The following is a 22823-nucleotide window of genomic DNA, read 5'->3' as shown; positions in this document are numbered from 1 at the left end:
TCACCCGTCCGCCACTAAATCCCTAAAGATTCCGTTCGACTTGCATGTGTTAAGCATACCGCCAGCGTTCATCCTGAGCCAGGATCAAACTCTCCGTTTTGTTTTGAGTTTGTCATCTGAAAAAACTCGTTCTTCAGATTCCTTGCTATAATTTATTATGTTTTTGGGTTGTCCCAAAACCAATTTGTTTGACGAGGATTGGTTTTAATTTAAGCTTTCAAAGTATTTGTTTGTCGCGGTTCAGTTGTCGCGGCGCTTGTCTTTCGCCTTGACACTTTATCTAGGTTAACTACCCACAACTGGATTGTCAAGGGGTAACAGAAAAAGTTTTTTTAGCTCTGGCTGAAGCCATATTTTGCATGACTTGAAGAACGCACCAATATCTTGATCCAGCAACTTCTCCTGTGGATAAATGATGAGGTGACAGCAGGTGTGCTGTATTACTGTCACCTATATTTGGTAGATTGCTGTTGTCTCAATTTTTAAGTTGGATAATTTATTGATTTTGCTTACAACCAGTATTTATAGGCTGCATAGGCCATCGTGACTACTCCGGTGATAATCGCTGATTCATCGACTTCAAATTCGGGATGGTGTAATGGCTGATTCACAATTCTATTTTTGTAGCCAACTCCCAAGCGAAACATTGAACCAGGTGCGTGTTCTTGATAAACGGAAAAATCTTCAGCACCAAGGGAGGATTCGGGTAGGACTTGGACGCGATCGCTACTCCAAGCTTCTTCAGCTGCTGATTGCAATAGCTGTGTTAGAGAATAATCGTTCTGGACGCTGGGTACACCTTGACGATAATCAACTTGATAACTTGCACCGTAGGCATGACAAACATTGCTAACAATATTTTCGATCCAATTGGGCAGATGGGCGCGAGTTTCAGGATGAAGCGATCGCACGGTTCCCCATAACTGAACTTTATCGGCAATAACATTTGGTGCTCTCCCACCATTAATTTTGCCGATACTTAGTACTACAGGACGCAAGGGATTCTGCGTTCGGCTGATTGCTTGTTGCAAAGCAGTAATGACTTGAGAGGCAATCCAAATCGCATCAACTGCCTCGTGGGGACGCGCTCCATGTCCCGATTCTCCGATGATAGTAATCTCTAAATCATCTGCTGCTGCTGTTAACGCTCCGTAGCGTACCCCAATCGAACCTGCGGGTATTGAGGGAAAAACATGGACTCCTAAGATGGCGGAGACGTTCTCCATTGCGCCATCTTTTACCATCCAATGCGCTCCTTGGGCAATCTCTTCTGCTGGCTGAAATAAAAATCTAACTTTACCACTTAATTCATCTGCCACTTGGGACAATACCATTGCTGTACCTAACCCAACTGTGGTGTGAACATCGTGACCACAAGCGTGCATCACTCCGTCTGTACGGGAGGCATATTCTAAACCTGTGCGTTCTTGGATGGGCAAAGCATCCATGTCAGTCCGAATAGCTAATAAACGATTATCTTTACCTGTACCTTGCAATTCACCAATCACACCAGTTTTGCCAATTCCTTCTTGTACCTGAACTCCACTGGAAGACAAAACTCCAGCGACAAACGCTGCGGTTTGATACTCTTGACCACTGAGTTCTGGATGAGAGTGAATATGACGACGAATCTCAACTAAACGAGGAGCTAGTTTTGTGGTTAAGTCTTTTATACGGGTTAGCATCAATCAATTTAGGTTTGCGGGCTTTGTTCTCATGATAAAGAAGTGTTAAGGAAGAAAATGCTCTTAATATCAAGTTCGGTTACTTACTTATAACTCACTATTTTTTAAGCTGTAAAATTTAATCTCAATTTAATTATTACTTTCGTGTCAAAAATTTGATTAGGGTGGAGAGCTAGATGCCCACCCTAATAATTTGTCTGATTAAAAGCTGTTTATTCTGTGTAGCAAGTTGTACCCCGTGTATTTCCTGCCTGAAACTTGTTACATTGTTTGGGAATTAAACGATCTGATGACCACCAATAGGGTCTATCTGAAGTTACGTTACCCACAGGCATGGTTGTGAGGCGAAAATTTGCTCCACGGAAATTTGCAAACTGCACGTTAGCACCTTGCAGGCTAGTACCCTCTAAATTGGCACTAATGAAACCTGCAAATGAAAGATCAGCATTTTGTAGGGATGCTGATTTTAAATTTGTGCCTGTTAGGGATGCACCTGTAAGATTAGCAGATTGAAGAACTGCGTTCTCTAGATTTGCACCTGTCAAATCTGCATTTGTCAGATTCACCTGCGATAAATTTGCTCCCTTTAAGTTAGCCCCACGCAAATTTGCACCAGTCAAGTTAAGTTGAGTGAGATCAGCACCACTTAATTCGCACCTAGGACAAGTACCAGATGCTTTTAACTGTTCTAGGTCTTGCTGATTCAGCGCAAAGGCTTTTTCTGTTAACCCCGTACAAACTATTAGGGCAACAAGGCTGGCAATCTGGAGTTTCATAGTGTTTACGGATACTTATATAGGTGAGCAGTTAAGCGTTAATCTACTGTCATACTTAACATATACACATATACAGCTTGCTCTGCAAATTCTAGCAATGAAGTGGTGATGAAGAAGCTATAAAAATCCTATAAATTCCAATATTTACACTAGCCAAAACCAAAATTAGGTTTTAAAATCGATTCGTAAGGAACTATACAGAACGAATTATAGACTACCACATATGCGATCCCTCCGGCTAGACGAACAAAGTAGCTGGAGGGATCTTGTTTTGGGAGGTATACTTAGCGCCATCCCAAAAAGCGCAAGCCAGGAACGATTAGATAGTGACTGATTCCTAGCCAAAAGCTCATTAATATTGCGACAAAACCAAACAAAGCCAAGGGTAAACCTAATTCTGACCAAAGTGGTTGGTTAGAAAACTGTAAAACTGTAGTAGGGAAGCCGACAATAAATAAGACAGAAAAAATACTGGCAGTACCAAAGGCAGCAACTAAGGCATAAACTATGTGATGGCTGCGAAATCGAAAACTGAGAGATAGCAAAAATACGGAAACGGCAATCATTGCTACCAAGCCGTCACTACTTTGTTTTGATGACAGTAGTTCCCAAAATAACCAGCCGAACCCATAGCTGATGATACCCATAATTGAGGCTACTAAAAATCGCCGCCTTTGACCAAAACACCCGGATGTTGTCAGTCCCCAAGCAGTTCCTAAGCCAGCGATCGCAAATAATAACAGATTTGCACCAATTTTATTTTGCGAATTGGCAACTACTTCGGGTAGCTGACTTAAAATCAATTCCACAATGCGATCGCCTAGAATTGTGCGGTATGCCAAAAAGAAACCGACAATTGTACCTACACAAGCTCCTAGCCCAGATAACAACATTGCCCAAATTGTCGCTAAACAGGCTTGGATAATTTTGAGAAATGCTTTAGCTATAAACAAGATTGTCTTGCCCACAGCTTGCACACAAGTAGCTAAAGCTCGCTCAATGGTTTGTGTGAGCAGTGATAAGTTATTGTTAGTTTGGTTTGAGGTTTGATTTACGAAGTTTTGTAGCTGTGAGAAAAAGCCCAGTTTGGTCGGACGGCTAATCTTCGCCACGCGTTTGAGAATTATAGCGGCATTGGCTGGACGCGATCGCACGTCTTCCTTAACCATCTCATCTAATAAATCGGCAAATTGTGGGTTTACAGTCACCCTATTTCGCCAACGGAGTTCCCCAGTTTGTAAATCTTCCAACTCTGGCGGATACTTACCTGTGAGTAATTCAATCATTGTGCGACCGAGAGCATAAAAATCAGCAGCAGGCCCCACATTACTCCCTGTTACTTGTTCTGGCGGACTGTAACCAGACGAAAATAATCGCGTTGAACTTGACTCTCGACGTTGGCTTGCAGAATTAAATTGTTTTACTCCGCCAAAATCAATTAACACCAATTGTTCCCAACCTGTTCTAGCTTGAGTTGGTGGTGCAGTTGATGCTGGTATCCGCAACATTAGATTAGAAGGTTTAATGTCGCGGTGAATAATTTGGCATTTGTGCAATTCTTGTAAAATCTTGACGGCTTGGGTAAACCAATTCAATACTAAGTTTTCAGGGCAGCCTTGAGGATAGCTATCTAGTATTTCATCAAGAGTCGGCCCATTAATTTTTTCCATCACCAAGCAAGCTAATTGACGCTGTTTGGGACTGGACAAATTTACCTGAAAGAAACCATCAGCCTCAACTCTCGGAACACCGGGATGCTGCAAACTAATTAAAACAGCTGCCTCTTGCGTAAACAATTCTTGGGCTTTTGGTGAATCTTCCACCAACACTTTTAATACTTTTTCTGTCTGGGTCTTTTCATCCCAAACTGTGTAAATTTGAGCAAAACCACCGGAACCTAATGGCTGTAATGGCACGTAGCGGTCTAGCAGCTGTAGCAATGCGCCACAACTGTTACAAAATTTGTTTCCCCAAGGTTGGGGATAAGGTCGTTGACAATCAGGATTTATGCAGTGAACCGCTACATTGCCGTGCATCAAGGTTTTTAACTGTTGAGTTTTATCAGTTGCTCAAATAGTTGTCAAATGGTAGTTTTTTGCACTTGTATATTTCTATACATTTACGTGAATCTCGGAAAATGCTCACTTTTTATTATCCCTTGTCATTTTTATATGTTGCCAAAAGTTACCAAAAAATCTATGGGATGAACTCGGTTTAATAGGCAAGAGGGAATAGGCAACAGGCAATAGTTAGGTTAGTAACAAAACTAGCCTCGCCAAATTTCTTCTTACTTCTGCTCTTAACATTAGAATGAGAATTAATGTGACGTTATTTTATAGTCAAAGTGTCAGACTCTCTGCCATTGCGCGATCGCTACCTCAGTTTAATTGATGAAATTGTGCAACTTACCCTCCAGGGCAAGATTAGCTCTGTGGAGATGGTGTACCAAATGTTGCAAAAAGGCATAACATCTGGTACAGGAGAAATATTTGAGCTAGCTGTGAGCGATCGCTTGAGTACCATCCAAAGTCAAGTTGATAGCGAGAAGGACGAACTGAAGAAAGCTAAGGCTAATCGGAGTTTGAGAGCAATTAAAACAATTCAAACTCAATGGCAGCGATATTATGAACAAAATCAAGCCACAGAAGCGATCGCTTTAGCAGTTAGAGATATCACCACAGCCGCAGCCGATGAACGCCTAGCTACATTCCTGCGTTTGACTGACCCTAATCAAAAGCAACCTTTTAATTCATCTCAATTACAGCAACTAGCTAAAGCTTTACTACAATTTGCCCAATTAGATACTGATATAGAACAAATCTCACAAGGTATTACTCGTGGTTTGGCTGCTTGGCAAAGACTTCAAGACCACTTGATAAGTTGGATGTACGAACAAAATCGGGAACTAGGTTTTGGCGGTGTACCTGGAGAAAACGGCCCTTGGGCAACTTGGGCAAAGAAAGTTAACAGTGAATTACCGCAAGCTTTGTTTCGTAGCCTAGCAGGAGAACAATCAGCAATTGAATTTGCCGAACAACGTAGTATTACCCTGAGTGATTGGGTAGAAATGGCGTTGATTTTACAGTATTTGCAACGAGGGTTAGTTAGTTGGTTTGATCAACAACCATATAATGTGCAAGCAGGGTCAAAATTATCAATTTCTACTTACTTGACTTTTGCCGTGGTTTGGAGTCAGTTAGCAAGTGGTTTTGGTAATACTGCGGCGGTGTATGGTAATGGTGGTTCGCAAATGATGCTGCAAATTCTGCGAAACTTTGCCCAACGTCCATATTTCCCTCTTTACGGTGGGATTTTCGCTTCATTTTCGGGTAGTTATTTGCGAAATGCCCTGGACTATTTAGATGAACCTCTACGAAAAGTCGAGGGAACCCAAGAAAAAGCAAGAATATTTACACTTTTAGGCTATTCACAACGCGCATTAGGACAATATCAACGCTCTATTAAATTTCACCTGCAAGCTTTGGAAATAGCGCGAAATGCAGGCGATCGCCCTTGTGAAATTGCCAATCTCAACCACCTCAGCCGGACTTATGTACAAGAAAAAGATTATGCTGAGGCGATTAACCATAGCCAACGAGCATTAATATTGAGTCGGCAAGCAGGCGATCGCACTGGTGAAGCCAATGCGCTGGTCAATTTAGGTTACAGCGAAGTCATGCAAGCACAACAGTTGGAACAAATTGAACCAGAAACTTATGAAATGCCAATTAATTATTTAGAACAAGGATTAAAGTTATTAGAAAAATTAGGCGATCTTCAAAGTAAAGGCTTGTGTTTAAGTAGTTTAGGTATTGCCTATTTAGTAATTGGTGAAGCCCAAACCGCTATCAAATATTTAGAAGAAGGTTTTAAAACAGCCCAGATTTCAGGAGATTTATATCTTCAAGGACGCAATTTAGCTTCCTTATCCGAAGCGTATTATCATTTACAAAATGCAGAGAAAGCCATTTACACTGGTGGCTTGGGAATGTATCTTTTAGAGCAGATTGCATCAAATGAATGGCGGCAACCAGCAGGTTTATTAACAATTTTGCAAGGACAAATAGGCAAAGAAGCATTCCAAAATTTCTGGCAACAACAGCGTGCAAAAATCATTGCGATTATTGGCGTTGATGGGTATGATTACATCCCACAATTGTTGATGCGATATCAGCAAGATATTTAATTAAATTTTTTAGAGTAAAAAGTGCTAAAAATTAAGCTGCTGATAGCAATAGCCAGTTTAGGGACATCGCTGTTTTGGCTAAGTGTGCGTTCTTCTCCAAATTCAATATCTTCTGCTATACCAACAGTTACACCATCCCCACCCAAAACCATTCGCTACTTTGAGCGCAATTTACCCCAAGGTATAGCTCATATTTTGGTGATTCCAGGCAATAGCAGATTTGTAGTAACTTCAGCAATATCACAGAAGGTAAACACTGTAGAAGAATTTGCCCAAAAACGTCAAGCGATCGCTATCTTAAATGCTGGCTTTTTTGACCCAGCCAACCAAAAATCTACATCTTACGTGGTGGTCAATGGTCAATTGGTAGCTAATCCTAAAGATAATGAGCGTTTAGTAAACAATCCCAAATTAAAGCCCTACCTGAATTTAATTTTTAATCGTACCGAATTTCGTCGCTATTTATGTGGACAAATTACGCGTTATGCGATCGCTTTGCATAACCAATCACCGCCAGCAACTTGTCGCATAGTTGATGCTATTGGTGCTGGCCCAAGGCTTTTACCACAACTGACATCATTATCAGAGGGTTTTGTCGATAATGCCACAGGACGCGATGCACTAGGGAGTAAACAGCCCAACGCTAGAACTGCTGTAGGTATTACTCGTGATGGCAATATTATTTTAGTGATGGTAGCCCAAAAACCTGCAAAACCCAATTCTGGTATATCTCTACCACAACTAGCAGACTTAATGAAAACTCTTGGTGCGGAAGAAGCGATGAACCTGGACGGTGGTAGTTCTTCTTCGCTTTATTTCAAAGGTAAAACCTTTTATGGGAAAGTTGATTTACAGGGAAATCCTATCAAGCGACCTGTAAAATCAGTTTTATTAGTTCAGGATAATTGATGTACTTGTTCTGTTTTTGGAAGATTAAGGAATTGGCACAGACCGTAATAACCTATCCACTACACTTCTAGCATTACGTCCACCTCTAGGAATTAGGCGATGGCAAAGAACGTAAGGCACAAGAAATTTGACATCATCAGGAATTGCATAATCACGCCCAGAAATAAAAGCTAACGCTTGGCTAGCTTTTTGTAATGCCACAGTACCGCGAGGACTCACACCTAAAGTAATTTCCTCATCATGTCGTGTAGCCCTTACCAATTCCAGAATGTACTGTTGCAAAGAAGTTTCTACTCTTACTTGAGAACAAATTTGGCGCAATTCCTGTAATGCTGCCAAAGTAATGCAGGGGTGCAACTCATTATTTCTACCTTGCTGGAGATTTTGCAGCATTTCTAATTCTTCTTGCGCTGAAGGATAACCCAAACTCAAAGAAAGCATAAACCGATCCATTTGAGCTTCTGGCAAGGGAAAAGTACCTTGATACTCAATCGGGTTTTGGGTAGCAATCACAAAAAATGGCTGGGGAACTGGACGCGAAACACCATCTACTGTTACCTGATGTTCTTCCATCACTTCCAGTAAAGCCGACTGGGTGCGGGGTGTGGCGCGGTTAATTTCATCAGCTAAGAGTACGTTGGCAAAAACTGGCCCAGGGAGAAATGTAAACTCACCGCTTTTAGGGTTCCAAATGTTAGTCCCAGTAATATCTGTAGGTAGCAAATCAGGAGTGCATTGCAGCCGTTGAAATTTGCCATCTAAAGAACGAGCCAGGGATTTAGCCAGCAGCGTCTTACCAACTCCAGGCACATCTTCTAATAATGCATGACCACCACTTAACAAGGCAACTAGAACCAAGCGAATTGCTTCATTTTTGCCAACAATGGTACGAGCCAGATTTTGTGTTAAAACTTCAATTTGTTCTCTCATGCACCACAGAATAAGTAAGGAATGGGCTAATAGGAACTGGAATGGAGAACAACCTATGCCTTATTCTCCATTCCTGACTTACAGTATTCCCATTCCATCATTGGAAGTTACCATTACTCACTCAAAATTTTCCGAGCGATAGTACAATCCTTTTGAATCTGGGTTTTTAGAGCTTCTAAAGACGGAAATTTTTGTTCTGGTCGTAAAAAATCAATCAGTTGCACAGCAAGTGTTTTACCGTACAAATCGCCAGCCCAATCAAACAGATGTACTTCCACAGATGAATTAGCACCATTAACTGTAGGGCGATTACCAATATTCATAACTCCCAAAATCAACGGTGGCGTAGTTGTGTCTGGTGTTTCACTTACAATGTTCACCCGCACAGCATAGACACCTTGACGGGGTAAAAATTTATCCCTAGGAATTTGGAGGTTCGCAGTCGGAAAACCAATCGTTCTACCTAGTTGTTGACCTTGAATCACAACACCGATGAGGGTGTAAGGTCTTCCTAAACATAGGTTGGCTGTTTTGATATCGCCACTTTCGAGAGATTTACGAATCAGTGAAGTGCTAATAGGAGCCTCCAAAGTCGGATGATCAGCGTGAATCTGTAATGGAACGATGGTGACAGGAATGTTGTACTTGGCTGCGAATAATTGCAAATCTTGAGCGGTACCTTGACGCTGTTTGCCAAAACAAAAATCTTGCCCAACGCTAATTCGCTGACATCGCAATTGTTGTACAAGAATTTTATCGACAAATTCTTCAGGAGACAAAGCTGACAGTTCTTTGTCGAAAGGTAGTAATACTAACTGTTCGACTCCAAAAGATCGCAATTGTTGAACTTTTTCATCCAGTGGAGTCAACCAAGTACGGGGCTTACCCGTAAAAAACTCCTGCGGGTGCGGATGAAAAGTGACAACTGTCGAATATGTACGTTCTTGTGGTTGGGTTTGTGGAGCGATTAAGTTTTGGGAATCTGTTGATATGCCGCTCTCTTGCCTTTTCTGGCTCTCCTCATCTTTGCTGCCAGCTGACTGTAAAATTGGCTGAATCACCTTTTGATGGCCAAGATGCACGCCATCAAATTTGCCCAGCGCAACAGTAGTTGGCGTTAGAATCGATGCGGTTGAAGAAGCAACCCACACAGAACATCCATTTTGAGACAAATTTAGCACGTAGATTCTGGAATTTGAGGTTTATTTAGCTATTCGCCACAAGTAACCTCATGGTACACCGCTTAAAGTTAGACAAACTGTATGGACTGGGCTGTAGGAATTCCCCACATTTGAAGCCTAGAAACTAGCTTCTACCATTAATTTTCTATGTGTCGGTCTGCACTTTGATCAACCCATAGGTTTGTCCTCAAGTTGTCGCGGCTTACTCTGGAGGTAAAATCTCGCGCTGATAGCTCTTGATCACCAATCTAATCTAAAATCTACAATTGCTTGGCAGACAACTTTCACCCAGCAGATTTACTCACAGAAAAAGATTCGGATAAGGGGACTGACACAGGCACTTGGAGAACCATTCCTTCCCGTGCCATAATTGCATCGGGAAACTTCTGTAATGCTTCTTTTCCTACAGCATCCAGAAAATCATCATTGTGAGCAGGATCATGGTGGAAGATGACCAGCGTTTTGACGTTAGCCTCTTTGGCGATTTTCACCGCTTCTTGCCATGTGGAGTGTCCCCAACCAATTTTGGGTGATTTTGGCGAATAATATTCTTCGTCAGTGTAAGTACAATCGTAAATGAGAATATCCGCATTACGTGATAGCCATAAAACATTTTCATCTAATCTGTCGGGAAAATGCTCGGTATCGGTAATGTAAACAGCCGCACCACCACCCCAGTTAACTCGATATCCAACAGCTTCGCCTGGATGATTGAGTGATGCTGTTTCTATGGTAATGTCATTAATATGGATTGGTTGCCCTGGTTTGACATCGTGGAAATGCAAATTAGCTTGCATAATCTGCAACGGCACAGGGAAATTAGGGTGCAGCATCTGGTCGTTGAGACGCTGCTCTATAGTTGAACCATCAGGTGCGATCGCGCCATAAATATGAAAGTTGTTACCCTTGACAAAGCCTGGGACGAAAAAGGGAAACCCTTGCATATGATCCCAGTGAGAATGGGTAAAAAATAAGTGTGCGTCTATCGGCATTTGGCGCAATAACGATTGCCCCAAAACGTGCAGCCCTGTACCACCATCGAAAATTAAGCGTTTACCGCCCGCTTGCATCTCAATGCAAGGGGTATTGCCGCCATAGCGGACAGTGTGTGGACCTGGACTGGGGATGCTGCCGCGAACGCCCCAAAATTGCACGGTAAAATGTTTCTCTATCCTGGACATGGGTGTTGCTTGCTGGACTTAGCGGGCGATTAAGAACAAAAATGTTCTTAGTTTGGTTTAGTCTATGCTGTCTTACCACATTTGGTAGAGAATGTGTTTCTTGGTAGAACAGCATACCCTGTTTAGGGTAAATTGTGTAAGCTTAACAGGAATACTGCAAAGCAGTTATGTGATTTTTTCTGAGACTATATGTATCAGTGTTATCAAATTGCTCCTACTTTATAGCCTAAATTTTGCTGTTATGCATTAATTTGTAAAAGCAGGTAGGAGAGCATAGATAGATATTCTAGGTTTTGGTTGATCAGATTCATTCCGTATTTGCCTTTAGCTAAAATGTGTATAAAATAATCTAGTCTAGAGGAATTTCCCAATAAGATAATTTCTCAAGTCCTGTTGGATAGGTGAGATTGTATTGCAATGGCGTAATGCTGATGTAGTTTTGGCGAATGATATGCACATCAACGGGAATATTTTGCGGTAAATTAAGACCTTCTGGAGGCTCTATATCCTCTAAAACTTCACCTGTTAACCAGTAGTAAGTCTTGCCACGTGGGTCTGTACGCTTGTCAAACACATCTACATAGCGTCTGACACCTTGGCGGGTAAAAGTGACTCCAGCAATTTCTTCCCACTTGACAGCAGGCACATTAACATTCAGCAACATTAAATCTGGTAAAGGTTTAGCTGCGAGTTGGTTTACCAGGATTTTGGCAAACTTAGCAGCTGGGAGAAAGTCTTTATAGGTGTGGCTGGCAAGGCTGAAAGCAATACTGGGAATGCCTTCAATTACCCCTTCCATTGCTGCCGAAACGGTTCCTGAATAGAGAATTTCAGTTCCCAAATTAGCACCTTGATTAATACCAGAAAGCACCAAGTCGGGCGGAGATTCTAGTAAAGCCCAAAGTGCGAGTTTTACGCAGTCTGAAGGAGTACCATCACAAGCCCAAGCTTTAACTGCGGGATGAAAAATTGATTCGACAATTTCGGCGCGAATTGGCTGGTGCATGGTTAGTCCATGCCCCGTTGCCGATCGCTCTCTATCTGGACAAACTACAGTTACATCATGGCCGGCTTCTGCCAAGCAATTAGCTAGGGTACGAATACCTAAAGCAAAAATACCGTCATCATTGCTAATGAGTAATCTCATAGGCTAATAATTTACAGTCAACTGTTAATGGTCAACACTTAAAGACCGATTGTCAGTGTTTAATATCACAACTTAGAAAATAAAATTCATGCTCTCATGCTCAATCGCCTCTAAACTGGTAAAAAGAAATATGGTTATTTGTCCTCTGTCATTTGTCCTTTACTAATGACTAATGACTATTGACCAATGGCTATTGACTATTGACTATTAACTAATGACTAGCAATTTAGAAGCTCAACTTTTAGCATTACAGCAGGAAGGAGAACAAGCGATCGCTGCCGCAGATACCCTAGAAGGCCTAGAGGAACTCAGAGTTAGCTATCTGGGGAAAAAGGGGCAGCTAGGGGCGCTATTGCGAAGTATGGGGCAGATGAGTGCAGAGGAAAGACCGAAAATTGGTGCGATCGCCAATACAGTTAAGGAATCCTTGCAAACTAGTCTAGACAAGCAACGTGCCGCTTTAGAAGCCGCCAAAATTCAGGCACAGCTAGAAGCAGAAACGCTAGATGTGACAATGCCCGGAATTTTCCGTCCCCAAGGTCGCATTCATCCCCTCAATGGCATTATCGACCAAGCATTCGATATTTTTGTCGGTATGGGCTACACCGTAGCTCAAGGGCCAGAAATGGAAACCGACTATTACAATTTTGAGGCTCTCAATACGCCACCCGACCACCCTGCCCGTGATATGCAGGATACCTTTTACCTGCCAGACGGTAATTTACTGCGGACTCATACTTCCTCAGTGCAAATCCGTTATATGGAAAAAGAAGAACCACCAATTCGCGTTGTGGCTCCAGGGCGAGTTTATCGGCGTGATAATGTAGACGCAACGCACTCAGCAGTTTTCCATCAGATAGAACTTTTAGCCATTGATGAGGGGCTAACTTTTACAGACCTCAAAGGCACAATTAAGATGTTTTTGCAAGCCATGTTTGGTGATTTGCCGATTCGCTTCCGTGCCAGTTACTTCCCGTTTACTGAACCTTCGGCTGAAGTCGATTTACAGTGGAACGGGCGTTGGCTAGAAGTTATGGGCTGCGGGATGGTTGATCCCAATGTCATGAAATCTGTAGGCTATGACCCAGAAATTTACACTGGATTTGCTGCTGGCTTTGGTGTAGAACGCTTTGCAATGGTGTTACACCAAATTGATGATATCCGCCGTTTGTATGCTAGCGATTTGCGGTTTTTACGGCAGTTTTAAAATAGTCAAGAGTCTATAGTCAATAGTCAAAATCAAGTAGCTATTGACTAGATTTTTGATTATTGACTCTACACAAATTTATTAGTTTTAGTCTAGCAAATACTCAATTACTATCAATGGAAAACTAAATTTAACTGAATAGGTGATTGCTTAAAATATTAGTACACAACTCCGTAAATCCTAGCTTTTTTAACGCAAAGGTACTCTGAGGTTAGCGCATTCGCCGTCAGGCGTTACCGCAGGGTAGGTGCGCGGAGGTTTTATCAACAGCAATTATCGCAATTTCCACAATGCCAGTTAGCTGCTTCTTGAGTGAAACCAAAGGCTTCTAATAAAAACTGCCAACGACATTGTTTAGTTGTTAAATATTGCTGCATTTGTTTGGTAGCGTGTAATTGTGTAGGCGGTTGTTTTTGCAGTTTTGATTCAATAGAATAATGGAAAGGATCGAGCCATTTTAGCTGTCCGCTACTGTGGAGTAATGCCAGTGCTACAGATGCATCGGGAAATTGCCGCGTTACTGTATTAATATCGCCTTGTTTTGGCAGTTTTTTAACTAATTGTTGTGCTGTTTGTAATTGCAATCGCATTTTTTCAGCAAAAAACTTTTGTCTTTGTTTATCTCCTGAATCTAACCATCCTGTAGGTTCACTCACCAGTGTTAGTGCTTCTGCTGGTTTACCATCTCGTCCTGCGCGGCCTATTTCTTGCACATATTCAGATAGTAAATGTGGTGCGTGATAGTGGATAACCCAACGAACATCTGGTTTATTTATCCCCATTCCAAAGGCGCAGGTACAAACTACAAAGGGGATTTTGCCACCTAACCAGCTTGCTTCGACTGCGCGGCGTTCGGCTGCACCTAGTCCAGCGTGATAACTGGCTGTAGCATAACCCATCTGGGTTAACCATGCTGCTAAATCTTCGCTATCTCGGCGGGTACGAACATAAATTAAGCCAGATTGTTGCGATCGCTTTTGAATAAACTGGAGTAATTGTTGTTGTCTTCCTCGTGGTGTCCAAGCTATGCGGACGCTAGGATGCAGATTAGCACGGTAGGGATTAAGACGAAAAATTTCAGGTTTTTGTAATTGTAAAACTGTTTGAATAATATTTTGAGCTAAGGGATCTGCGGTAGCAGTAAAAGCAGCAATACTAATTTTTGTTCCTGGTGGTTTTGATTTGAGTAATGCAGGCCTTACTGCTCCTAATCTGCGGTAAGCTGGTCGAAATGTTTCTCCCCATTGCACTAAACAATGCGCCTCATCAAGAATTAAAGCGTTGATTTGCAATTGTGGCTGACACAATCTTTCCCAAACTGGTGGACTTAATAAAGTCTCTGGTGATAAATAAAGTAATCGCAGTTTTTGTCTTTCTAGTGCTTGCAGTGTTGCACGACGTTGGGATGAAGACAGTTCGCTATGCAAAAGTGCTGCACTAAGATGGCGTTGACGTAGTTCTTCTACTTGGTTTTCCATCAGTGCCACCAAGGGAGAAACTACTAATGTTAATCCTGTTTGTAATAGTGCTGGCAGTTGGAAACAAATCGATTTACCTCCACCTGTCGGCATAATAATTAGTGCATCTTTTTGTGCTAATAAACTGCTGATTATTTCTCCCTGTGGTGGGCGAAAATCTTCGTAACCCCAGATTTTTTGGAAGGCTGCACGAACATCTTGCCAAGATGTTTTTACGGGTTGATTCATAATGAGAAATAGTAGATGCGCCCTTGTTTATACATCTTGAATATGCCCTAATTGTGAATATAACTGCTGTTATTGAACATAAGCTTCAGTAATTTCATCATTATTTTATTGCACAAGCATTCAAGTCCTATTTTAGTTATTCATAACATTGTTGAATAACTGTTGAAATATGCAGCAAATTAAAGTAGTCATTATTGCCTATTTATTAAACACATAAAAAATTTATTATGATTGAAAAAATTACAGGTGAGCATACAATACTCGAAGCTCTGGAAAATCTTTATACTAACTCTTTAACAGTTGAAGAAGCTTTAGAGATAATATGTAGTGTTTTTAAGGAAAACCTTGCCCAATTTTCAGCTATAGAGAATATACATAATGCAGGTAAAATTGCTAATCTGCTTTCTGCGAAGCTTTTTCCATCTCGCATACTGAGCAGAGTTGTATTGCAATGGATTCAACAGGGACGCTATCAAGAATTTACTGATGATCCAGACTTTGAATATGCTGTTTTAAGAGGCTGTGCAGTTTTACTTTGGATTGTAATGAAGGAAAAACCTTCTAAAACGCTGAGTATTTCATCAGAAAGATTATTTAAATATATTGATGATATAGGTGCATTACCAGACGATTATATTGAATAAATAATAGTATTGATAACAATAATTTCTTGTCTCGCGCAAAGGCGCAAAGCCGCCAAGATTTAAAATTCACTTGTCTATTAGGTAGAATTTTTTTATACCAGAGGTTTAATGTTTTCAGATATCGCTGATATTTTCTATGGCAAATATTTCTGCTGATAATTCTCCTTGGGCAACTTTTGTAACAGAACCCGTCATAGAGATATTAAAGTCATCTTTGATTTGAATTAAAATTTCTCCTCCAGGCATTTGTACGGTAATAGAGGAATCACATAAACCAAGTTTATGGGCAACAGCCGCCGCCGCGCTGCTACTACTACCTGAAGCTAAAGTGTAGCCAGCACCTCTTTCCCAAATTTCAATTTTGATGGTGTTGCGATTTAGTACTTGCATGAATTGAACATTAGTGCGATTGGGGAAGAGGGGATGAGTTTCTAATATTGGTCCATACTTTTTAGCGATCGCTGCATCAACTTCAGCTAAAGGAATAACACAATGGGGATTGCCAATTGTGGCTGCACAGAAAGTAAAAGTTGCATCGTCAAGATTGATTTGTTCTTGGATTACTTCTCGGCGATCGCCAACTACTGGGATATCATTACTCCAAAAGCTAACTCGTCCCATTTCTACCTGAACTGTTCTCCCTCCATCTTTGATAACTGATTGCACTACTCCGCCTACTGTTTCTATAGAAAATGGTGCTTCATTAACTAGTCCTTTATCCCATAAATAACGCGAAAAAATCCGCAGTCCATTACCACTTTTTTCTGCTTCACTTCCGTCTGGATTGAAGATACGTAAAGCAAACTGTGCTTTTTCTGAGGCTAACGGCCCCAACAAGATACCGTCAGATCCAATGCCAAAATTTCGATGACAAATTATTTTGATTTGTTCAGGGGTTAAGGGAAACGATAAATCTTGGGGATTGATTACTAGATAGTCATTGCCTAAAGCATGATATTTGTAAAACTTCATCTCAACTTATCCATTCGATTCTATGGCTTGGGCTAACTGCTGCACAAAGCTTTGATGTTCGGTAGAATTTAGCCCAGTTTGTAATATAGTTAATACCTGTTGCATATTACCAGCTAGCAATGCAGAGGCATCTAACCACAATCCTGGAAAGGCTTGACTTTGAAATATACCTGCTTCATTGGCTTGAATATTGATATATTCTCCTGCTTCGAGGCAGAACCAATCAAGACGTTGCTCAAACACTTGCCACACAATGTATTCTTTAATTCCATTGCGTCGATAAGCACGTTTTTTGTCACCTAAATCAACTGTGGCACTACTAGCGGCAATTTCGGCAATCAGTTCTGGTGCGCCTTCTACGTATCCATCCTGGCTAAACCGTGATTGCCCACCTGCTTGAGAATCAATCAATAATACCGCGTCGGGTTGGGGTTCGTTGTCTAAGTCAAGGCGAACAGTTGGATTATCACCAAGACGCACTCCTGGGGTAGCAATTTTGTAATTCCATAACCAACCGATTAAGTCGGCGTGAGGTTCAGCATGGGGTTCAAAACGCAGAGGTGAGGCCATATAAACAGTTCCTTCAATCAATTCAGCTTTTTTTAATTTGGGCATCGCATTGTAGCGACGTTCAAATTCAAAGCGCGTCAAGCGATCGCCATTTTCTAATGGAGGAACTGTCAAACGTGGAATCATAGTTATGGCAGTAAAGTTTACTTTTATCCTACAACAACTACAATTTTGTAAGTTATGCCGATAATGGTAGCTGAATCACAAATTCAGTACCTTGACCTGGTGTAGAGTTAACTGCAATTTTACCACTGTGTTTTTCGACAACAATTTGCCGAGCGATCGCGAGTCCTAACCCCGTGCCTTTTCCGACTGCTTTAGTAGTAAATAAATGGTCAAATATTTTTTGTTTGACTTCTTCAGTCATGCCAATTCCATTATCAGCGATGGTAATTTCTACTTGGTTTTCCTTTAATAAAGTCGTAATTGTAATTCGGTTGGGATTGGCTTGAATATCCTCAAACATTCGTTCTTTATTCGCTTCTTCTAATGCATCAATAGCATTAGCTAGAATATTCATAAATACCTGATTTAATTGACCAGGAAAGCAGTCAATCTCTGATAAATTGCCATATTCTGTTACAATTTCAATTTCTGGACGCTGTTCATTAGCTTTCAACCGATGTTTGAGAATTAAAATTGTGCTATCAATACCTTCATGAATATTAAATAAGACTTTGTATTGTTTATCAGCACGAGAGAAAGTTCTTAAACTAGTGCTAATATTTTTCAGGCGATCGCAAGCCATAATCATGGCATCAATAGCCTTGGGTAAGTCTGCTAAACTAAAATCTAAATCAATTGTCTCTGCATGATCTAAAATTTCATCACTAGGATTGGGTAGACTTGCTTGATAAAGTTTTAAGTGTTCAACAATATCTGCAATGGTAGGTTGAGTTTGTTTAAGGCTGCTATAAATAAATCCTAACGGATTGTTCATTTCATGAGCCACACCAGCAACTAAATTGCCCAAGGCAGACATTTTTTCACTTTGGACAATTTGTAATTGTGCTTGTTGTAAATCTTGTAATGCTTGCCCAGCTTGTTGATAAAGCCTAGCATTTTCTAGGGAAATAGCAGCCTGGGACGATAATAAGTTAATAACGCTGAGGCGATCGCTTGTAAACGCTCCACTAACTAAACTATTTTCTAAATATAAAATTCCAATTAATTTACCTTGATTCAAAATAGGACTACACAAAACACTCTTTGGTTGATAAGTAGCAATGTAATTGTCTGCTACCCAATTTACGTTTTGGGCGATGTCATCAATTAATAGAGTTTCTCTAGTCTGTCTAACTGCATAAATTAATTTACTAGGAACCTCTTGACTACTATCTAAAGCAATTGCTGTTAAAGGAATCGGTTGTTCTGTTTCTAAGTCTTCTGCTGTTGCAATTGCTGTAACTCTCCAAATATTTTCTTCTGGCAATATTAAAGCAATTTTATTAGCTCCCGAATTATGTAACAAAATTCGCATGAAGCTGGTAATCAAGCTATTTAAATCAATTTCTCTAGAAAGTACCTGAGAAACTTTCAAAATAGCAGCTAGATCGAGATGTGCGGTAACACTGGAACTATGAGAACCAGAGGATGAAACTGATGTTTGATTTTTATGATTCGTTACGCTGTGATGAGTAACTGTTTCCAGAGGATTAATGTTAAGTTGACGTTGTTGCAGAATTGGTTGCAACAGTTGCGGATAATTTTTTTCTAAATCATCAGTTTTTGCTTTCGCTCCCCAGCGAGCATAACAATAGTAAGCTTCTTGCATATAGGTTTGGGCGATCTTTTCTTTGCCCCAATTTAAGTAAAATTTTGCTGCTAGCTCATTACTTAATGCTTCTTCTTGAAGATATTTATTTTTTTTAGCTGCTGAAATAGCACGTTCATAATACTCAATTGCTTTGAGCATATCTTCCATGACTCGCGCGGTTTCTGCTGTAACTAAATCATACTTGTGTTGAAAATTCATGGGAGCATGACTAGCACAAAATTCCATGATTTCTTGATTGGCTAATACTTGATTTAAATAATGCTCTTGTTGAGGGCGATCGCATTCAGAATATTGAGCCAGCAAGGACAAGGAATAATAAAAATTATGAGCAGCAACTACTAATAAACCAAAGGCTCCATCGCTATACTCAATGGCTTGCTCTGCATTAATTACAGCTAGTTTATAGTTGCCGAAAGTGTAAGTAGTAATAGTTTTTGCAAGATAAATTGTAAATAACGACTGATGATTGTGTGTATTATGAAGATGCGATAATGTCTCTATTTCCTCCACATCCCAACCAGTTAACTTACATTTATTAAATGATTTGCCCAATAAATTTAAAGTAACTTGTCGCCAAATTTTGGCATAGTCAAGGCAATGCTTTTGTTTAAGTTCTACAAGTATATTGATATATTGTGCTTGTCTTTTTTCAACAGTATCTAAATCCTCCCCAATCAGTAATAAATGGGTACACTCAGCCATCATCGAATAGGCGGCGTGTTCAATATCTCCAAATTCAAGCCCACTTTGTATACTGTCTTGTAAAAATTTAAGTGTGTTTTCACCATGCTCTTTATAAGCACAGATAAAAACACCAAAAATCATATAAACTCTAGCACTCACCGCTTGACTTTGATGTTGCTCTAAAAGCATTAAAGATATCAAGCCAGCATGATAAGCATTATCAATGTCTTTGATTACCGCACAAAGAAGTACACTATAACACCCATAAACAAAAGCAGCTAAAGATGAATTTCCCTGTTCCTGACAAAGATTGAGCATTGTTAGTGTTACCGATGGAAACATTTCTGGTTTCACATGATGAACAGCAGGCGTAATACTCATGAGCAACTGTATCCCAGCTAGAGATTCGGGATTGCTCATGTCGGGAATATCAACTAACTTTTCTAAAGATGGTAGTTGATACCAAGAATTTACCTGTGATAAATCAAGTGATATCAAAGAAATTTTTAACTGTTCTAGGGCTTTAATTCCAGTTTCAATAGCTTTAACTTGTTCATCTTGAGCAATATATATTTGAACTATCAGTTCATAAGCTTTAATTCTGTCTAATATCTGTGTGGTTTGCTGTAATATTATCTGGGTAAGGTTCAGTGCTTGTTCAAAGTTAGTGTTTAAATATTCTGCGTTTGCCGCTTCTTCATACAGTGCTAGGGTAAGCCCATACTGACTTTGCCAGCTATCTATTGCTAACATTTTTATGCCTACCATGAGATATTCAACGGCAGCAGTGTAAGCGGTAGAGGTCTTGGCTTTGCGTCCAGCCAACAGATTCAATTGAGCTAGTTGATTTCGTTCTTGCTGTTGAGTAACTAAGTTCAAACCTATGTTTAATTGGCTAACTATTTGAAATATTTTTTCTTCTTTTTCAGTTTCAGAAATATTATTGATTAGTAGTTGACCTAGTTTTAAATGAGTAGCTTGTTTCTGTTCATTGGGAATTAAAGAATATGCTGCTTGTTGGACGCGATCGTGCAGAAATTTATATGTAACAGACTGAGATATTCCGGAAGTAACTGTTTGTCTTTCTTGTCCAACATAAAATTTATAAATATCATCTCTAGGTAAAATTAGCCCTTCTTGTAAAGCCTTCCATAAACAAGCCGCTGTTTCTACCTCATCTTGTTCTGAAACAATCGCCAAAGTTGCTAAATCAAATTGATCACCAATACAAGCAGCTAGTTGCAATACATATTGCGTTGATAGTGGCAATTTTTGCAGTTGAAGTGCCATAAAATTGACAACATCATCTGTAACTGCTTGCTGAGTAATTTGTGAAATGTCACATTGCCAACAGCCTAATTCTAAATTAAATTGAATTAATCCATCGTGATGTAATGCTTTGAGAAACTGTGTGGTAAAAAATGGATTACCTTGGGTTTTTCTAAATATTAGAGTAGAAAGGTTCCATGCTATCTCTTCTGGGCATTTTAGAGTATTAGCTACTAACTTATTGATTTGGATTTGACTCAGGGATTCTAAAGTAATTGAGTTAATAGTTACTCCTGTTTTTTGCAATTCACTCAAAGCCAATATGAATGGATGTGCTGAGTTAACTTCGTTATCACGATATGCACCAATTAATAAAAGATGCTGGGTATCAGCCATTAATAGCTGCATTAACTTTAATGATGCCGAATCTGCCCATTGCAAATCATCTAAAAATATGACTAACGGATGTGTGACGGTAGTAAATACTTGAGTAAATTTTTGAAATAATAAGTTAAAGCGATTTTGTGAAGCGTTTCCTGATAATTGGAGTGCGGGTGGTTGTTTACCAATAATTTGTTCTAATTCGGGTATAACATCAATAATTACTTGCCCGTTGTCTCCTACAGCATCTAATATATTGCATTTCCATTGCTCAATTTGGGTATCGCTTTCTGTTAATAATTGACCCATTAAATCTCGAAATGCTTGCACAAATGCACTGAACGGAATATTCCGATTAAACTGATCAAATTTGCCTTTAATAAAATACCCACGTTGTCTAACGATGGGTTTATGAATTTCGTTGACAACTGCTGTTTTACCAATACCAGACAAGCCAGCTACCAACATCATTTCTGTTGCACCTTGGCTGACTCTATCAAAAGCTTGGAGTAAGATTTCTACTTCAGCTTCTCGACCATAGAGTTTATCAGGGATGATGAAGCGATCGCACACATCTCTTTGAGCAAGGGGAAAGTCTTCAATTGAGCCTGTTTCTTTTAGTTGTACCAAGCACTTTTCTAAGTCATACTTAAGACCTAATGCACTTTGATAGCGGTCTTCAGCATTTTTTGCCATTAATTTCATGACAATATTCAAAAGAGCTTGAGAAATATTTTTATTCTTAACGGAAGGAGGCGTTTTCGCCAGATGACAATGTACTAATTCCATTGCATCATCTGCTTGAAAGGGTAATTCTCCTGTAAGTAATTCGTAAAAAGTTACGCCTAAAGAATAAAAATCACTGCGGTAGTCAATACCCCGATTCATCCGACCTGTTTGTTCTGGAGAAATATAAGCAAGTGTTCCTTCTAAAATGTTAGGGCTAACAAGAGTTTGAGTTTCTCTTGTTAATAAAGTTGCAATGCTAAAGTCAATAAGTTTAATTTGTTTTGTCTCTGGATTAATTAATATATTGCTCGGTTTAATATCTTTATGAATAGTGTTATGGCGATAAAGTATATCTAAGGCATTGCAGAGAGCGATCGCTATTTGTAAAAATTCTTGTAGAGATGTGATAAATTGTGTCTCTACACACCATTCTTTCAAGGAAATTCCCCTAAAGTCTTCCATTACTAACGCATAGCTATTTTGATATGGTTCTAGGCTATAAGTTTGAATAATTAGGGGTGAGTTGATATTCTTGGCAATAGTATATTGATTGCGGAACTGTACAAGTTCACTAAAACTCGGATAAAGATTTTTGAGTAATTTAATAACTACAGGTAGTGAGTCAGCTTCTCGATATCCCCGATAAACAAGGGTTCTGGAACCATTGTAAAGTTCTTCACTGATTTGATATCCGTAAATACTGACTGGAGTCATAAGTACAACATTAAAGTTTGAAGATTTATAGACTTAGTGTTCCCAAAAGGTTTACACAAATCTAGAAATGTCAAGTAGTGATATAAAACTTTAATTGATGACTCCAGATTATTACTTAAATAGAATTAATTCAGCACCTTTAGCACTGGCACACAAGTATTAATTGTTGAGATTA

General features: G+C 39.9%; 15 protein-coding genes and 1 rRNA gene. 4 read left to right on the top strand and 12 right to left on the bottom strand.

From position 1 onward, the window contains the following. The 4 genes from H6G76_RS22825 to H6G76_RS22810 all read right to left on the bottom strand — a co-directional run. Positions 1–100: ribosomal RNA gene (locus tag H6G76_RS22825) — 16S ribosomal RNA — on the bottom strand; the annotation flags it as partial. A 409-nt stretch (positions 101–509) separates the two neighbouring features. Beyond that, on the bottom strand, positions 510–1685 hold the full coding sequence (locus H6G76_RS22820; RefSeq protein ID WP_190705944.1) for a M20 family metallopeptidase: 1176 nt from the start codon (positions 1683–1685) through the stop codon (positions 510–512). Between the two features lie 212 nt (positions 1686–1897). Then, positions 1898–2461 carry a pentapeptide repeat-containing protein gene (locus tag H6G76_RS22815; RefSeq protein ID WP_190705942.1) on the bottom strand — a complete coding sequence of 188 codons (564 nt, stop codon included), beginning with the start codon at positions 2459–2461 and terminating at the stop codon, positions 1898–1900. 284 nt (positions 2462–2745) lie between these two features. Next, on the bottom strand, positions 2746–4497 hold the full coding sequence (locus H6G76_RS22810; protein ID WP_190705974.1) for a serine/threonine-protein kinase: 1752 nt from the start codon (positions 4495–4497) through the stop codon (positions 2746–2748). 308 nt (positions 4498–4805) lie between these two features. On the opposite strand from H6G76_RS22810, the gene H6G76_RS22805 reads away from it, so the two are divergent. Both H6G76_RS22805 and H6G76_RS22800 read left to right on the top strand, forming a co-directional pair. Next, complete coding sequence (locus H6G76_RS22805; RefSeq protein WP_190705939.1) at positions 4806–6647, top strand: tetratricopeptide repeat protein; 1842 nt, start codon at positions 4806–4808, stop codon at positions 6645–6647. A 21-nt stretch (positions 6648–6668) separates the two neighbouring features. Further along, positions 6669–7556 (top strand): phosphodiester glycosidase family protein, encoded by an 888-nt coding sequence (locus tag H6G76_RS22800; protein WP_190705936.1) that lies wholly within the window; start codon positions 6669–6671, stop codon positions 7554–7556. Between the two features lie 24 nt (positions 7557–7580). Here the strand turns inward: H6G76_RS22800 and H6G76_RS22795 are convergent, their stop codons facing one another. From H6G76_RS22795 to surE, 4 genes are all read right to left on the bottom strand, one after another. Next, positions 7581–8486 (bottom strand): MoxR family ATPase, encoded by a 906-nt coding sequence (locus H6G76_RS22795; protein WP_190705933.1) that lies wholly within the window; start codon positions 8484–8486, stop codon positions 7581–7583. A 113-nt stretch (positions 8487–8599) separates the two neighbouring features. After that, positions 8600–9667 carry a bifunctional riboflavin kinase/FAD synthetase gene (locus tag H6G76_RS22790; RefSeq protein WP_190705931.1) on the bottom strand — a complete coding sequence of 356 codons (1068 nt, stop codon included), beginning with the start codon at positions 9665–9667 and terminating at the stop codon, positions 8600–8602. Positions 9668–9951: 284 nt separating this feature from the next. Next, positions 9952–10848, bottom strand: a complete 897-nt coding sequence (locus H6G76_RS22785) for an MBL fold metallo-hydrolase (RefSeq protein WP_190705929.1) — start codon at positions 10846–10848, stop codon at positions 9952–9954. A 349-nt stretch (positions 10849–11197) separates the two neighbouring features. Next, entirely contained in the window at positions 11198–11995 is a 798-nt protein-coding gene (gene surE / locus H6G76_RS22780; protein ID WP_190705926.1) for a 5'/3'-nucleotidase SurE, read from the bottom strand. Positions 11996–12209: 214 nt separating this feature from the next. On the opposite strand from surE, the gene pheS reads away from it, so the two are divergent. After that, positions 12210–13202, top strand: coding sequence for a phenylalanine--tRNA ligase subunit alpha (gene pheS, locus H6G76_RS22775; RefSeq protein WP_190705924.1), 993 nt, complete (start codon positions 12210–12212; stop codon positions 13200–13202). A gap of 263 nt (positions 13203–13465) precedes the next feature. Here the strand turns inward: pheS and H6G76_RS22770 are convergent, their stop codons facing one another. Then, a complete protein-coding gene (locus tag H6G76_RS22770; RefSeq protein ID WP_190705921.1) occupies positions 13466–14908 on the bottom strand; it encodes an ATP-dependent DNA helicase RecQ in 1443 nt (480 codons plus the stop codon). 227 nt (positions 14909–15135) lie between these two features. On the opposite strand from H6G76_RS22770, the gene H6G76_RS22765 reads away from it, so the two are divergent. Next, entirely contained in the window at positions 15136–15552 is a 417-nt protein-coding gene (locus H6G76_RS22765; RefSeq protein WP_190705918.1) for a hypothetical protein, read from the top strand. A 114-nt stretch (positions 15553–15666) separates the two neighbouring features. On the opposite strand, the gene dapF is transcribed toward H6G76_RS22765, so the two are convergent. The 3 genes from dapF to H6G76_RS22750 are packed head-to-tail and all read right to left on the bottom strand — an operon-like array spanning position 15667 to position 22648. Continuing rightward, positions 15667–16524 carry a diaminopimelate epimerase gene (gene dapF / locus H6G76_RS22760; RefSeq protein ID WP_190705916.1) on the bottom strand — a complete coding sequence of 286 codons (858 nt, stop codon included), beginning with the start codon at positions 16522–16524 and terminating at the stop codon, positions 15667–15669. A 6-nt stretch (positions 16525–16530) separates the two neighbouring features. Then, positions 16531–17220 (bottom strand): Uma2 family endonuclease, encoded by a 690-nt coding sequence (locus H6G76_RS22755; protein WP_190705913.1) that lies wholly within the window; start codon positions 17218–17220, stop codon positions 16531–16533. A gap of 52 nt (positions 17221–17272) precedes the next feature. Continuing rightward, positions 17273–22648, bottom strand: coding sequence for an ATP-binding sensor histidine kinase (locus tag H6G76_RS22750; protein WP_190705911.1), 5376 nt, complete (start codon positions 22646–22648; stop codon positions 17273–17275). Between the last annotated feature and the right edge of the window lie 175 nt (positions 22649–22823).

The organism is Nostoc sp. FACHB-152 (assembly GCF_014697475.1).
In the GTDB taxonomy this organism is placed as follows: Bacteria; Cyanobacteriota; Cyanobacteriia; order Cyanobacteriales; family Nostocaceae; genus Nostoc_B.
This window is presented reverse-complemented; position numbering and strand designations above follow the sequence as displayed.

Excerpts from the sequence above, each read along its gene's own strand:
- H6G76_RS22820 (WP_190705944.1), bottom strand. The coding sequence starts at position 1,685 with ATGCTAACCCGTATAAAAGACTTAACCACAAAACTAGCTCCTCGTTTA.
- H6G76_RS22815 (WP_190705942.1), bottom strand. The coding sequence starts at position 2,461 with ATGAAACTCCAGATTGCCAGCCTTGTTGCCCTAATAGTTTGTACGGGG.
- H6G76_RS22810 (WP_190705974.1), bottom strand. The coding sequence starts at position 4,497 with ATGCACGGCAATGTAGCGGTTCACTGCATAAATCCTGATTGTCAACGA.
- H6G76_RS22795 (WP_190705933.1), bottom strand. The coding sequence starts at position 8,486 with ATGAGAGAACAAATTGAAGTTTTAACACAAAATCTGGCTCGTACCATT.
- H6G76_RS22785 (WP_190705929.1), bottom strand. The coding sequence starts at position 10,848 with ATGTCCAGGATAGAGAAACATTTTACCGTGCAATTTTGGGGCGTTCGC.
- surE (WP_190705926.1), bottom strand. The coding sequence starts at position 11,995 with ATGAGATTACTCATTAGCAATGATGACGGTATTTTTGCTTTAGGTATT.
- pheS (WP_190705924.1), top strand. The coding sequence starts at position 12,210 with ATGACTAGCAATTTAGAAGCTCAACTTTTAGCATTACAGCAGGAAGGA.
- H6G76_RS22770 (WP_190705921.1), bottom strand. The coding sequence starts at position 14,908 with ATGAATCAACCCGTAAAAACATCTTGGCAAGATGTTCGTGCAGCCTTC.
- H6G76_RS22765 (WP_190705918.1), top strand. The coding sequence starts at position 15,136 with ATGATTGAAAAAATTACAGGTGAGCATACAATACTCGAAGCTCTGGAA.
- dapF (WP_190705916.1), bottom strand. The coding sequence starts at position 16,524 with ATGAAGTTTTACAAATATCATGCTTTAGGCAATGACTATCTAGTAATC.
- H6G76_RS22755 (WP_190705913.1), bottom strand. The coding sequence starts at position 17,220 with ATGATTCCACGTTTGACAGTTCCTCCATTAGAAAATGGCGATCGCTTG.
- H6G76_RS22750 (WP_190705911.1), bottom strand. The coding sequence starts at position 22,648 with ATGACTCCAGTCAGTATTTACGGATATCAAATCAGTGAAGAACTTTAC.